The sequence below is a fragment of the Geodermatophilus sp. CPCC 205761 genome, from assembly GCF_051383655.1.
Classification (GTDB): Bacteria; Actinomycetota; Actinomycetes; order Mycobacteriales; family Geodermatophilaceae; genus Geodermatophilus.
Genome location: NZ_JALPKQ010000017.1, coordinates 63,914 through 76,887 on the forward strand (window position 1 = coordinate 63,914; position 12,974 = coordinate 76,887).

The window sequence follows — 12,974 nt, forward strand, 5'->3', positions numbered from 1 at the left end:
GGCCCCGTCCCGGGTCCCGCCGTGAGCCTGCGAGGGGTGGGGAGGACGGGCGGCCCCGTCCCGGGTCCCGCCGCGAGCCTGCGAGGGGTGGGGAGGACGGGGTCCTCTTAGGATCGACCAGGTGAGCGCCCGCCGGGCCGCGTTGCTGGTCGCGGGTGCGCTCGGGGCGGCCCTCGTGCTCGTCATCGCCGTCCGGACGCCGTGGTCCCTGCTGCCCGACCCGCCCGGTGGGGCCACCCCGGTCCGCCCCGGCGCCGGGCTGCCGGCGGAGGTGGTCGAGCGGGCGGAGTCCTTCGCCGCGGCCCTCCGGCCGGCGTCCCTGGCCTCGCTGCTGCTCGGCCTCGCCGTCTCCGCCGTCCTGGCGCTGACCCCGCTCGGCGGCCGGCTGGTCCGGGCGGTGGCGCGCCCGCTCGGCGGCGGCTGGGCGTGGCAGGCGCTGCTTGGCACGGCCGCGATCGCGGTGGTGGGTCGGCTGGTCACCCTGCCGCTGTCGGCGTACGGCGAGGTGGTCCGGCACCGGTACGGCCTGTCCACCCGCTCCTGGCTGCTGTGGCTGCGCGACGTCGGCGTCTCCACCGCCATCGACGCGGCGCTCACTGCCGTCGTCCTGCTCGTCGTGGTGTGGCTGGCCCGCCGCGCTCCGCGGACCTGGTGGGCCTGGGCCGCCGGGGCCGCGGCCGCGCTCGTCGTCGCGGGCTCGTTCCTCTACCCGGTGCTCATCGAGCCGGCGTTCAACCGGTTCGAGTCGCTGCCCGCGGGGCAGCTGCGGACCGACCTGCTCGAGCTGGCCGAGGAGAACGGCACCCCGGTCGAGGACGTGCTGGTCGCCGACGCCTCCCGGCGCACCACCGCGCTCAACGCCTACGTCTCCGGTTTCGGGTCGACCCGCCGGGTCGTCCTGTTCGACACGACGCTCGAGCGGCTGCCCCCGGCGGAGATCGAGTCGATCGTCGCGCACGAGCTGGGCCACGTGGCCACCGACGACGTCCTCACCGGCACCCTCATCGGCTCGCTGGGTGCGGCCGCGGCGGTGGCCGCGCTGGGGTGGCTGCTGTCCTGGACGCCGCTGCTGCGCCGGGCCGGTGTGGACGCACCGGGCGACCCGCGGGTGGTGCCGCTGGTCCTGCTGCTGGTGTCGGTCGGCACGCTGGTCGCCACCCCGGTTCGGAACGTGGTGTCGCGGCACGTCGAGGCGCGCGCCGACCTGCACGCGCTCGATCTCACCGGCGACGCGCAGGCGTTCATCACCATGCAGCACCGGCTGGCGGCGGCCAACCTCGCCGACCCCGACCCGCCCGCGGCCTGGCAGTGGTTCTTCGGCTCCCACCCGACCGGGCCGCAGCGGGTCGCGATGGCGCTGGACTGGCAGCGCCTGGAGGACGCCGGGTGAGGACGCTGGTCGTCACCAACGACTTCCCGCCGCGCCAGGGCGGCATCCAGACCTTCGTCGCGGCACTGCTGGCCCGCCGCCCCCCGGAGTCCCTGGTCGTGCTCGCCTCCCGGTCGCCCGGCTGGGAGGCGTACGACGCCGCGCTGCCGTACCCCGTGGTGCGCCGGCCGACCGGCATGTTGTTGCCCACCCGCGCCACGGCCCGCGCGGCAGCCGACCTGGCCCGCCGCTCGGGCTGCGACACCGCCTTCTTCGGCGCGGCCGCACCGCTCGGCCTGCTCGCGCCGGCCCTGCGCGACGCCGGTGTGCGGCACCTGGTCGGGGCCACCCACGGCCACGAGACCGGCTGGGTGGCGCTGCCGGGGGCGCGGCAGCTCATGCGGCGGATCGCCCGGGGCCTCGACGTCCTCACCTACATCAGCGAGTACACCCACGGCCGCCTGGCGCCCGCGCTGGACGGCGCCACCCGCATGGCGCAGCTGTCACCCGGGGTGGACGTCGACCGGTTCACCCCGTTCGCCGACGGGGCGGCGGTGCGCGCGCGGTACGGGCTGGGTGCGGCTCCGGTCGTCGTCTGCGTCTCGCGCCTGGTCCCGCGGAAGGGACAGGACGTGCTGCTGGCCGGCTGGCCGCGGGTGCTGGCCCGCCATCCGGACGCGCGGCTGCTGCTCGTCGGCGGCGGCCCGCTGGAGGCCCGGCTGCGGCGGGCGGTCGCCGACCGGGGGCTGGCGCACTCCGTCGTCCTCACCGGAGGGGTGCCGTCGGAGCAGCTGCCCGAGCACTACGCCGCCGGCGACGTCTTCGCCATGCCGTGCCGCACCCGCCGGGGCGGCCTGGACGTCGAGGGGCTGGGCATGGTCTACCTCGAGGCGGCGGCCTGCGGGCTGCCGGTCGTGGCGGGCACCTCGGGCGGCGCGCCGGAGACGGTGCGGGAGGCCGTCACCGGGCACGTCGTGGCCGACCCGCGATCCCCGGCGGACGTCGCCGCGACGATCACCCGCCTGCTCGACGACCCCACCCGCGCCCGGGCCATGGGGGCCGCCGGCCGGGCGTGGGTGGAGCAGCGGTGGTCGTGGACGACGATCGCCGCGACCTTCACCGCCCTGCTGGACGGCTGACGGCGGAGCCCGGGCTCACCGGGCGTAGAGGGCCTCCACGTCGGCGTCGAACTCCTTCATGACCACCGCCCGCTTGAGCTTCAGGCTGGGCGTGAGCATGCCGTTGGCCTCGGTGAAGTCGGCGCCGAGCACCCGGAACTTCTTGATCGACTCGGCCTGCGACACCGCCTTGTTGGCCTCGGCGACCGCGGCGTCCATCTCGGCCAGGATGTCGGCGTCCTCGGTCAGGTCGGCCGCTGTCGTGCCGGCCGGCTTGCCCTTGCTCTCCAGCCAGGCCGGCAGCGCCTCCTCGTCGAGGGTGATCAGCGCGGCGATGAACGGACGCTGGTCGCCGACGACGATGCACTGGCTGATCAGCCGGTGGGCGCGCAGCCGGTCCTCGAGCACCGCGGGGGCGACGTTCTTGCCGCCGGCGGTCACCAGGATCTCCTTCTTGCGCCCGGTGATCGTGATGAAGCCGTCGCCGTCGATGTCTCCGAGGTCGCCGGAGTGGAACCAGCCGTCGGCGTCGACGGCCTCGTTCGTGGCCTGCTCGTTCTTCCAGTAGCCGCGCATGACGATGCCGCCGCGGATCAGGATCTCGCCGTCGTCGGCGATGGCGGTCTCGACGCCGGGCAGCGGCCGGCCGACGGTGCCGATGCGGAAGGCGGCGTCGTGGTTGACCGACGCGGCGGCGGTCGTCTCGGTGAGCCCGTAGCCCTCGTACACGGTGACGCCGACGCCGCGGAAGAAGTGGCCGAGCCGCTCGCCGAGCGGGGCACCGCCGGAGACCGCTCCGAGGCAGCGACCACCGAGCGCGGCGCGCAGCTTGCCGTAGACCAGCTTGTCGAACAGCACGTGCTGGGCCCGCAGCGCGAGACCGGGGCCGCCGGCGTCCGTGGCGCGGGACCAGTCGATGGCGACCCGGGCGGCCTTGTCGAAGATCTTGCCCTTCCCGGCGGCCTCCGCCTTCGCCTTGGCCTGGTTGAAGACCTTCTCGAACACCCGGGGGACGGCGAGGACGAACGTCGGCTGGAACGCGGCGAGGTCGGCCACGAGGTTGCTGATGTCGGCGGTGTGCCCGAGGACGGTGCGGGTCTTGACCGCGCCGACCTCCAGGACCCGGGCGAGGACGTGGGCCAGCGGGATGAACAGCAGCAGCGAGCCCCGCTCGTTGAGCAACCGGCTGAGCAGGCTCATCCCGTTGCCGATCTCGAACAGGAAGTTGGCGTGCGTGAGCTCGCAGCCCTTGGGCCGCCCGGTCGTGCCGCTGGTGTAGATCAGCGTGGCGAGGCTGGACGAGGTCAACGTCGCCCGGCGGGCGCCGAGCTCGGCGTCGGGGACGTCGGCTCCCGCTGCGGTGAGCGTGCCCACGGCGTCGTCCTCGATGACCCACACGGAGGCCAGGTCCGGCGCCTGGTCGCGCACCGACTCCACCGCGGCGGCGTGCTCGGCGCGCTCGACGACGGCCGCGGTCGCGCCGGAGTCCGAGAGGATCCAGGCGACCTGGTCGGCGCTGGAGGTCTCGTACACCGGGACGACGACCGCGCCGGCCGCCCAGATCGCGAAGTCGAGGACGGTCCACTCGTAGCGGGTCCGGGCCTGCAGGGCCACCCGGTCCCCGGGCCGGACGCCGGAGGCGATCAGCCCCTTGGCCACGCCGGCGACCTGCGCACCGAACTCGCCCCAGGTCACGTCCTCCCACCGGCCGTCGCGCTGGACCCGGAGGCCCACCTCGTCGCGGTGCTCGGCCACGTTGGTGGCGAGCAGGTCGGGGATGGCCTCGTCAGGGCCGACCTCGGTCGTCGCCGGGACGCTGAACTCGCGCACGCCTCGTCCTCTCCTCCCGCCCCGGCCCCGGCCCCGTCGCCTGCGGCCCCGGTCGCGGGACGTCGGCCAAATCTAGCGGCCCGGCGCGTACTCGTGAGTACGAGGCGCCAGGTGTTGCTCCCGTCGGGTGACGGTGGAGCGGATAGCCTGCTGCGCATGGCCGACCAGTCCACCCAGTCGATCACCGTCGAGGCGCCGGCGTCCGACGTCATGGCGGTCATCGCTGACTTCCCGGCCTATCCGCAGTGGGTGGCGGCCGCCAAGCAGGTGGAGGTCCTCGAGAACGGTCCCGACGGCCGCGCCCGTCGCGTGCACTTCGTGCTCGACGCCGGCGCGGTCAAGGACGACTACGTCCTGGACTACACCTGGGACGGCGACCGGCGGGTGTCGTGGAACCTGGTCAAGGGTCAGATGCAGAAGCGGCAGGAGGGCTCCTACACCCTCGCCGAGGCCGCGCCGGGCCGCACCGAGGTCACCTACGCGATCACCATCGACCTGTCCATCCCGATGCTCGGCATGATCAAGCGCAAGGCGGAGAAGGTCATCCTCGACACGGCTCTCAAGGAGCTCAAGAAGCGCGTCGAGGGCTGACCCCGGTGCGCACGCTCCTCCTCACCGGTACCGGTGGGGCCGGTACGTCCACGCTGGCCACGGCGGCGGCGGTGCGCGCCGCGCGCCGTGGCGACCGCGTCCTCCTGCTCACCCGCGCCGGCCGGCCGCTCCCCGGCCTGGCCGACGTCCCGGGGCTCACCGTCGCCCACGCGGAGCCCCTGGGCGCGCTGGAGTCGCTGTGGGAGGTGGCCGCCGGTGAGGTGTCCGCCGTCGTCCCGGGCATCAGCCTGCCCCCGGCCAGCTCCGTGGTGCCCGTGCCCGGCGCCGTCGAGCTCGCCCAGCTGCTCCGGCTGGGCCGTGCGGCGGCCGCCGGCGAGGCGGACACCGTCGTGGTCGACGCCGGCCCGCTCGAGTCCGGCACGGCGCTCGTCGGCCTCCCGGCCGGGCTCCGCTGGTGGCTGGACCAGGCGCTGCCGACCCGGCTGCGCATGCTCGGCGCCGTCCGGACCGCGGCCGTCCGCGCCGGGACGGTCAAGCGGGGACCGGTCGACGTCGCCTTGGACGCGGTGCCCGGGATCGAGCGGCTGATCCGGTCGGTGGACCTGGCCGACCCCGCCACCACGCAGGTCCGGCTCGTGGCCGCTCCGCGTCCGGACGTCGTCCCGGCGCTGCGGACCGCGGTCACCGCGCTGGCGCTGCACGGGCAGCGGCCGGCGGCCGTCCTCGTCCGGGTGCTGCCCTCCGCAGGGGACGGTCCGTGGTGGACCCGGCGGCTGGCCGAGCAGGACGCCGTTCTCGCGTCGCTGGCCGAGCTGGCCCCGGTGCGCTGCGTCGAGGAGTCCCCGACGTCCCCGGGCGACGCGCGGGCGCTGGCCGACCTCCTGCCGCTCGACGACGTCCCCGCCCCGGCCGCGCCGTACCGGCCGGCGACCCAGCGGGTGGACGGTGGCCGGCGGCTGGTGCTGCCGCTGCCCTTCGCCGAGCGCAGGGGGCTGGACCTGACCCGCAGGGGCGACGACCTCGTGGTGACCGTGGCGGGCGCCCGCCGGTCGGTCCGCCTGGACGCCCTGCTGCGCCGTTGCCTGGTCACCTCCGGCCACCTCGCCGACGCCGGCACCGCACGGGCCCGGCTCGAGGTCACCTTCACACCCGATCCGCAGCAGTGGCCGGCCGACCTCCTGGCCGCCGAGGGGAGCAGCACATGACCGACACAGCCGACTGGCTCGAGCAGGCGCGCCGACTGGCGGCCGGCCTCGGCCAGACCCTGGGCCAGGCCCGGGGGCCGGCGGACGGCACCACCGCGCACCCGGCCGACTGCCGCTGGTGCCCGGTCTGCCAGGTCGCGGCGGTGGTCCGCGGCGAGCGTCCCGAGGTGACGGCGGCGCTGGCCGACCTGCTGGATGCGGCGTCGGCCGCGCTGCGGTCCTTCGCCGAGTCGGCGTCCACCCCGGCCGAGCCGCCCGTCGCGGAACCGGAGCAGGGCCAGGGGCCCGCGGAGCCGGTCGTGCAGCGGATCGAGATCGCCTGAGTGGCCGCCACCGGCACCGCCGCCGAGCTGCCCGCGCTCGGCATCGACATCGGCGGCACGAAGGTGGCCGGCGGTCTCGTCGCCCCCGACGGGACGGTCCTGGCGACCGCCCGCCGCGCCACGCCGGGAGCGTCGGTGGTGGAGACCGAGGACGCGATCGTCGCGGTGGTCGAGGAGCTCGCGCTCTGGCACGGGGGGCCGCTGGTCGGCGTCGGGGTGGGCGCGGCGGGCTGGTTCGACCGGACCGGCGACACCGTGCTGTTCAGCCCGCACCTGGCCTGGCGGAACTCGACGCTGCGCAAGGACCTCGCCGACCGGCTGCAGCGCCCGATGTGGGTGGGCAACGACGCCGACGCCGCCGCGTGGGCGGAGTACCGCTACGGCGCGGCTGCGGCCGCCGACCTGGCGCTGATGATCACCCTGGGCACCGGCATCGGCGGGGGCATCGTCATGGGCGGGCGGCTGCAGCGCGGCTCGCACGGCGTGGCGGGGGAGTGGGGCCACATGCGCGTGGTCCCCGACGGGCGGCTGTGCGCCTGCGGCAACCGCGGGTGCTGGGAGCAGTACGCCAGCGGCACCGCCCTCGGTCACACCGCCCGCGAGGTGGCGCGCAACTCGCCGGCGGCCGCGGCGCTGCTGCTGGAACGGGTGGACGGCGACGCCGACCGGCTGACCGGTGAGGACGTCGCCCGGGCCGCGGCCGAGGGCGATCCGCTGGCGCTGGAGCTGCTGGCCGAGGTCGGGTCCTGGCTCGGGCAGGGCATCGCCGACCTCGCCGCTGTCCTCGACCCGGAGGTGGTGGTCATCGGCGGCGGCGTCAGCGTGCTCGGCGAGATGGTGCTCGGCCCGGCCCGCGAGCGGCTGGACCGGGCGCTGCCCGGCCGCGGGTTCCGGCCCGGCCCGCGGGTCGTGGCCGCCCGGCTGGGCGCGCAGGCCGGGCTGGTGGGCGCGGCCGACCTGGTGCGCCGCGCGGTCGCGGAAGGCGACGGCTGATGGAGGGGATCCGTCGGCGTCACGCCGACGGATCCCCTCCATCACGTCAGCTCGCGGGCGAGCTGCTCGAGGAACAGGCCGATGTCGGTGACGATGCCCATCGCCTGGGCGCTGCCGCGGTCGGCGAGCTTGGTGACCGTCGCCGGGTTGATGTCCACGCACACCAGCGGCACCGATGCCGGGAGGATGTTCCCGGTCGCGATCGCGTGCAGCATCGTCGCCACCATGATCGCGAAGCCGACGCCGGGCAGCTGGGCGCGCATGGCCCGCTGACCCTCGATCACGTCGGTGTGGACATCGGGGAGCGGGCCGTCGTCGCGCACTGACCCCACCAGCACGAACGGCTTGCCGGCCCGCACCATTGCGTGCATGACCCCGCCGGTCAGGACGCCGGACTCGACCGCCGCCGCGATCGACCCCGCCCGCCGGATGGTGTTGATCGCCCGGATGTGGTGCTCGTGGCCGTGCGGCACCCCCGAGCCCTTGGCCAGGTCCACGCCGAGGGAGGTGCCGTACAGCGCGGACTCGATGTCGTGGGTGGCCAGCGCGTTGCCGGCGAACAGGACGTCGACGTAGCCGGCGTCGACCAGGCGCACCATCGCCGGCGCCGCCCCGGTGTGGACGACGGCCGGCCCGCCCACCCAGAGCACCTTCCGCCCGGCCGCCTTCACCTCCCGCATCCGCTCGGCGATCTGCCGGACCAGCACCACCTGCGGCTTCTCGCTGGAGGCGGCCGAGGACATGAAGCCGAACGCCTCCTCCTCGCCTCGGGCCACCGAGGGCGGCATCTGCACCTGCACGCCGCGCGCTCCGCAGACCACGGCGTCCCCGGCCCGCACGTCGCTCACCGGCACGGTGCGGACGACGACCCGCCCGCCCTCCTCGCTGACCACCAGCCCGCAGTCCATCTCGGCCCGGTCGACCGGCACCCACTCGCGGTCCAGCCGGACGACGGTGTCCAGGTTGGTCGTCGAGTAGAAGTCCTCGGGGAAGACGCCGTCGGCCGGGGCGGGGCGGGTGGTCGCGGTCCCCGGGTCGACGGCGTTGGCGCCGTGGGTCTGCAACCGCATGACGATGCGGTCGAGCAGTTCGGCGTCGCCGGCGCTGATCCGCACGGTCGCGCGGGACTCGTCCTCGTGCTCCCGGCCGAGGTCGAGGTCCTCGATGCGGTAGTCGCCGCCGTACTCGAGGACGTCGTCGAGCACCCGGGCGAGGATGCCGGTGTCCATCAGGTGCCCGGTCAGCCGGACGGTCGTCGAGTGCGCTGCGGCATCCACCCGTCGCACGCTAGTGAACCGACCCCCTCCTCCCCACCCCTCGCACCCGGGGCGGATCCGGGAGCGGGCCGCTAGACCACGGCGCCGTCGTCGCCGTCGTCCGTGGACCGCTCCCGCATGCGGGACACCAGCAGCGCCACCCCGCCGACGACGGCGGCCACCCCGAGCACCAGTCCCACGTCGGAGGTCAGGCCCAGCACCCGCGGGGCGACGACGAGGACCGCCCCGGCCGCGATGAGCAGGACCGCGTACAGCGAGGCGGGCGCCGGCGCCGGCACCGGCGGGGGCGGCGGCGGCTCGTAGTGCTCGTCCGGGCGGTCGAGGACCTCCGGCTCCGCGGGCGGCGGGGGCCCGGCGGGGGAGGGGTCCTCGTCGACTCCGGGGCGGCCGTTCTCGGCCTCGAACGCGGCCACGATCCGGGCCCACTCGGCGTCCTCGTCGACGTCCAGGCGGGCCGCGCGCGGCGCCCGGGTGCGTTCCTGCACGTGCTCGTCGGCCTGCTGCTCGACCAGCAGGCGGGCCTCCGCGGCGCGGCCGCGGTCGACGAAGAGCCGATCGGCCGGCGGGCTCGGCAGCGAGACGGTCCGCGTGTAGGGCTCCACGTCCGCCGACGGCTCCAGGTACGCGGCGATGCCGGCGTCGCGCAGCACGTCGAGCAGGTGCTCACCGACCCGCGGGTCGACGTCGCGCAGCGGCGCCCAGAGTGCGGCGTCCAGCCCGTTGTCCCGGCGGCCCCGGCCGCGGTGCGGCGTGCTCACGCGCCCTCCTCCAGGGCCGGTACGCGGGCGCGGATCCAGTCGACCGAGTCCGCGAAGATGCGTGGGGCGTCGTTGTCGAGGGTGGCCACGTGGTAGCTGTCCTCGAGGAGCACCTCGGCGGTGTCGGTGCTCGACACACCGGCCAGCAGCACCCGCACCGATGCCGGCTCGACGACGTGGTCGGTGACGCTGCGGAAGACCAGCAGGGGAGCGGTGACCCGGCCGAGGTCGGCACGGGTCGCCGTCCAGAGCCGCCGCAGGCCCAGCACCGCGCGGGTGGGCAGCTGGGGGTAGGCGAGCTCGGTGACGCCGGGCTTCTTGATGTCGTCGGCGATGGCCTTCCAGCTGGGGGTCAGCCGGGCCAGCAGCGGCAGCAGCTTGGCGTCCAGCCGCTCGGTCAGCAGCGACGGGTTGACCAGCACCAGGCCCGCGACGTCGTCCGGTCGCAACTCCGCCAGCCGGATCGCCAGGGTGCCGCCCATCGACAGCCCGGCGACGACCACCCGGTCGCACTCGGCGGTCAGGGCGTCCAGTCCTCCGGTGACGGCGTCCACCCAGTCCTGCTCGGTGGCGAGGTTGCAGTCCTGCCAGCGGGTGCCGTGGCCGGGCAGCAGCGGCGCCCGGACGGCGAAGCCCTCGGCGGCCAGGTGCTCGCCCCAGGGCCGCATGCTGAACGGCGAGCCGGTGAACCCGTGCACCAGCAGCACACCGGTGCCGCTCCCGCCCGGGCCGCCCGGGAAGGCGAACGGCTCGGCCCCGGGTCGCACGCCCGGTGCGGGTGCGTGGTCTGTGGGCACGGGAGGTCCTCCTCGACGTCGGGCGGCGATGCCGACCGGCAGGGCGGCGGGACCGGCGGAAAGGGACCTCACGTTGTCCATCGGCCACCGGGCTCCCTAGTCTGGCAGCCCCCGAGGGAGGCGTGTTGTTCTACTGGTTCCTCAAGTTCGTGGCGATCGGTCCGGTCGTGAAGCTGGTGTTGAGGCCGCAGGTCGAGGGCGTGGACAGCGTCCCCCGGAGTGGCGCGGCGATCCTGGCCAGCAACCACCTGTCCGCGGCCGACTGGGTGTTCATGCCCCTGTGCGTGCGCCGGCGGGTCACCTTTCTCGCCAAGGCGGAGTACTTCACCGGCTCGGGCGTGAAGGGTCTCCTGCAGCGCGCCTTCTTCTCCGGCGCCGGGCAGGTGCCGATCGACCGGTCCAGCGCCTCGGCCGCGGAGAACGCGATCCGCACCGGGCTGCGCATCCTGCAGGACGGCGGGCTGCTGGGCATCTACCCCGAGGGCACCCGCTCGCCCGACGGGCGGCTGTTCCGCGGCAAGACCGGCGTCGCCCGCATGGCGCTGGAGACCGGCGTCCCCGTCGTCCCGGTGGCGATGGTCTACCGGCGGCGCCGGCTGCCGCTCATCGGCACCAGGCTGCCCAAGGTGAGCGTGCGCTTCGGCCAGCCGCTGGACTTCAGCCGCTACGAGGGGCTGGCCGGGGACCGGTTCGTCGAGCGGTCGATCACCGACGAGATCATGTACGAGATCATGACGCTGTCGGCGCAGGAGTACGTCGACGTCTACGGCGCCACGGTCAAGAAGTCGATGGACGCCACGGGCGCCAGCGCCTCCGAGGTCGTCATGCGGATGCAGCCGCCCGTCGACGAGGCCGGGGACCGCGCCCCGGAGTCGCTGGCCGGCTGAGAGAGGACCCCCTCCTCCCCGCCTCTCTCAGGGTCGGGGCGGTGCCCTGGAGGGGGCCGATCACGGCCGCCACTCGTCGCGGTAGTGCGCGTGCGAGCTGTAGGTCTGCGCGATCAGCCGCAGCGCGTGGTCCATCGTGCCGCCGGTCAGCCCCCGGCCCTCGAGGTCGCGGAAGTACTGGACCAGCTGCCGCTTGGCCTCCACGTCCCGGAGCACGTGCTCGACGAGGGCACGGTTGGTCGGCGCCGGGCTGAGCTGCACGAAGCGGGCGGCCTCCTCGTCCTCGTCGAAGCGGGCCAGCAGGAAGGCGACGAGGTCTGGATCTCGCATGCGGGGGTGTCACTCCAGGTGTAGGGGGAGGTCAGGAGGTCCAGCGGCCGGCGCGGCCGACGGCGTCGCGCCAGCGGGTGTGCCGGCCGTCGTCCCGGCGCCCGGGCTCGGGCTCGAACCGGCGGTCGAGGGACCAGGTGCGGGACAGCTCGTCGGTGGTCTCCCAGACCCCGGTACCGAGGCCGGCGAGGAACGCCGCGCCGAGCGCCGTGGTCTCGGTGACCACCGGCCGCCGGACCGGGACGCCGAGCTGGTCGGCCTGCAGTTGCAGCAGCAGGTCGTTGGCGCTGGCGCCGCCGTCGGCCGACAGCTCCGGCACCTCCAGCCCGGCCTCGGTGACCATGACGTCGACGACGTCGCGCACCTCGAAGGCGATCGCCTCCAGCGTGGCCCGGGCGAGGTGTGCGCGCGTGGTGCCGCGGGTGATGCCCACGATCGCGCCGCGTGCGTGCGGGTCCCAGTGCGGCGCGCCCATGCCGGTGAGCGCGGGGACGAAGACCAGGTCGCCGGAGTCGGGGACGGTGCGGGCCAGGCCCTCGATCTCGGCGGCGGAGTCGATGAGGCCGAGCCCGTCGCGCAGCCACTGCACGGCGGCGCCGGTGACGAAGATGGATCCCTCGAGGGCGTAGACCAGCCCGTCGCCGAGGTCCCAGGCCACGGTGGTGAGCAGCCCGGCGCCGGAGCGGACGGGCGAGGTGCCGGTGTTGGTGAGCACGAACGAGCCGGTCCCGTACGTGCACTTGCTCATCCCGGGGGAGTAGCAGGCCTGGCCGAACAGCGCGGCCTGCTGGTCACCGGCGATGCCGGCGACCGGCAGCGCCAGGCCGAGGAACGCGTCGGGGTCGGTGGTGCCCACGACGCCGGAGCTGGGCACCACCTCGGGCAGCGCCGACCGGGGGACGCCGAACAGCGCGCACAGCTCGTCGGACCAGCCGCCGCGCTCCAGGTCGTAGAGCAGCGTGCGGGAGGCGTTGCTGGGGTCGGTGACGTGCGCGGCCCCGCCGGTCAGCCGGGAGACGACGAACGAGTCGACGGTGCCCAGGGCCAGCGCCCCGCCGTGGACCCCCTCCCACAGGCCGGGCTCCTCGCCGGCCAGCCAGGCGTACTTGGTGCCGGTGAAGTAGGGGTCCAACCGCAGCCCGGTCAGCTCGGCGACGCGCGGCTCGTGCCCGGCGTCGCGGAGCCGGTCGCAGATGCCGCTGGTGCGCCGGTCCTGCCAGACGATGGCCGGCCGGGGGGCCCGGCCGGTGCGCCGGTCCCACACCACCGCGGTCTCCCGCTGGTCGGTGATCCCGACGCAGGTCGGCTGCGCGGCGGTGCCGGCGAGCGCCTGCCGGCAGGCCGCGAGGGCCGCCGTCCAGATGTCCTCGGGCTCGTGCTCGACCCATCCCGGGCGGGGGAACAGCTGCGCGAACTCGCGGTACCCGCGGGAGAGGACCTCGCCGTCCTCGCCCACGACCAGGGCCGTCACCCCGGTCGTCCCCGCGTCGATCGCCAGCACCGGCATGGGGGGCAACTTATCCCGACCGGCTGGA

General features: G+C 75.4%; 13 protein-coding genes. 7 read left to right on the forward strand and 6 right to left on the reverse strand.

The genetic code is table 11. From position 1 onward, the window contains the following. The first annotated feature begins 121 nt into the window (after nucleotides 1–121). Together MY526_RS12655 and MY526_RS12660 are read left to right on the forward strand one after the other, a co-directional pair. Nucleotides 122–1,390, forward strand: coding sequence for a M48 family metalloprotease (locus tag MY526_RS12655; RefSeq protein ID WP_436693341.1), 1,269 nt, complete (start codon nucleotides 122–124; stop codon nucleotides 1,388–1,390). Further along, nucleotides 1,387–2,508, forward strand: a complete 1,122-nt coding sequence (locus MY526_RS12660; RefSeq protein WP_436693343.1) for a glycosyltransferase family 4 protein — start codon at nucleotides 1,387–1,389, stop codon at nucleotides 2,506–2,508. Before MY526_RS12655 ends, MY526_RS12660 begins: the two co-directional genes overlap by 4 nt. A 15-nt stretch (nucleotides 2,509–2,523) precedes the next feature. Here the strand turns inward: MY526_RS12660 and MY526_RS12665 are convergent, their stop codons facing one another. Next, a complete protein-coding gene (locus tag MY526_RS12665; protein ID WP_436693345.1) occupies nucleotides 2,524–4,317 on the reverse strand; it encodes an AMP-dependent synthetase/ligase in 1,794 nt (597 codons plus the stop codon). A gap of 156 nt (nucleotides 4,318–4,473) precedes the next feature. Here MY526_RS12665 and MY526_RS12670 point away from each other — a divergent pair, with 156 nt between their 5' ends. The 4 genes from MY526_RS12670 to MY526_RS12685 are packed head-to-tail and all read left to right on the forward strand — an operon-like array spanning nucleotide 4,474 to nucleotide 7,390. Beyond that, nucleotides 4,474–4,908 (forward strand): SRPBCC family protein, encoded by a 435-nt coding sequence (locus MY526_RS12670; RefSeq protein WP_436693347.1) that lies wholly within the window; start codon nucleotides 4,474–4,476, stop codon nucleotides 4,906–4,908. A gap of 5 nt (nucleotides 4,909–4,913) precedes the next feature. Beyond that, a complete protein-coding gene (locus MY526_RS12675) occupies nucleotides 4,914–6,074 on the forward strand; it encodes an ArsA family ATPase (protein WP_436693349.1) in 1,161 nt (386 codons plus the stop codon). After that, nucleotides 6,071–6,397 carry a hypothetical protein gene (locus MY526_RS12680; RefSeq protein ID WP_436693351.1) on the forward strand — a complete coding sequence of 109 codons (327 nt, stop codon included), beginning with the start codon at nucleotides 6,071–6,073 and terminating at the stop codon, nucleotides 6,395–6,397. Before MY526_RS12675 ends, MY526_RS12680 begins: the two co-directional genes overlap by 4 nt. After that, entirely contained in the window at nucleotides 6,398–7,390 is a 993-nt protein-coding gene (locus MY526_RS12685; protein WP_436693353.1) for an ROK family protein, read from the forward strand. Nucleotides 7,391–7,431: 41 nt separating this feature from the next. Here MY526_RS12685 and MY526_RS12690 read toward each other — a convergent pair whose 3' ends face one another. From MY526_RS12690 to MY526_RS12700, 3 genes are all read right to left on the reverse strand, one after another. Next, nucleotides 7,432–8,667, reverse strand: a complete 1,236-nt coding sequence (locus MY526_RS12690; RefSeq protein ID WP_436693355.1) for a TIGR00300 family protein — start codon at nucleotides 8,665–8,667, stop codon at nucleotides 7,432–7,434. A gap of 71 nt (nucleotides 8,668–8,738) precedes the next feature. Further along, a complete protein-coding gene (locus tag MY526_RS12695; protein ID WP_436693357.1) occupies nucleotides 8,739–9,425 on the reverse strand; it encodes a hypothetical protein in 687 nt (228 codons plus the stop codon). Beyond that, nucleotides 9,422–10,222, reverse strand: a complete 801-nt coding sequence (locus tag MY526_RS12700; RefSeq protein ID WP_436704015.1) for an alpha/beta hydrolase — start codon at nucleotides 10,220–10,222, stop codon at nucleotides 9,422–9,424. Before MY526_RS12700 ends, MY526_RS12695 begins: the two co-directional genes overlap by 4 nt. A gap of 122 nt (nucleotides 10,223–10,344) precedes the next feature. Between MY526_RS12700 and MY526_RS12705 the strand changes: the two genes are divergently transcribed. After that, a complete protein-coding gene (locus MY526_RS12705) occupies nucleotides 10,345–11,109 on the forward strand; it encodes a lysophospholipid acyltransferase family protein (protein ID WP_436693361.1) in 765 nt (254 codons plus the stop codon). 60 nt (nucleotides 11,110–11,169) lie between these two features. Here MY526_RS12705 and MY526_RS12710 read toward each other — a convergent pair whose 3' ends face one another. Together MY526_RS12710 and glpK are read right to left on the reverse strand one after the other, a co-directional pair. Continuing rightward, complete coding sequence (locus MY526_RS12710) at nucleotides 11,170–11,439, reverse strand: DUF6221 family protein (protein ID WP_436693363.1); 270 nt, start codon at nucleotides 11,437–11,439, stop codon at nucleotides 11,170–11,172. Between the two features lie 31 nt (nucleotides 11,440–11,470). Beyond that, entirely contained in the window at nucleotides 11,471–12,946 is a 1,476-nt protein-coding gene (gene glpK, locus MY526_RS12715; RefSeq protein ID WP_436693365.1) for a glycerol kinase GlpK, read from the reverse strand. Between the last annotated feature and the right edge of the window lie 28 nt (nucleotides 12,947–12,974).

Coding starts and splice junctions, on each gene's coding strand:
- MY526_RS12670 (WP_436693347.1), top strand. CDS start 4,474: ATGGCCGACCAGTCCACCCAGTCGATCACCGTCGAGGCGCCGGCGTCC.
- MY526_RS12680 (WP_436693351.1), top strand. CDS start 6,071: ATGACCGACACAGCCGACTGGCTCGAGCAGGCGCGCCGACTGGCGGCC.
- MY526_RS12710 (WP_436693363.1), bottom strand. CDS start 11,439: ATGCGAGATCCAGACCTCGTCGCCTTCCTGCTGGCCCGCTTCGACGAG.
- glpK (WP_436693365.1), bottom strand. CDS start 12,946: ATGCCGGTGCTGGCGATCGACGCGGGGACGACCGGGGTGACGGCCCTG.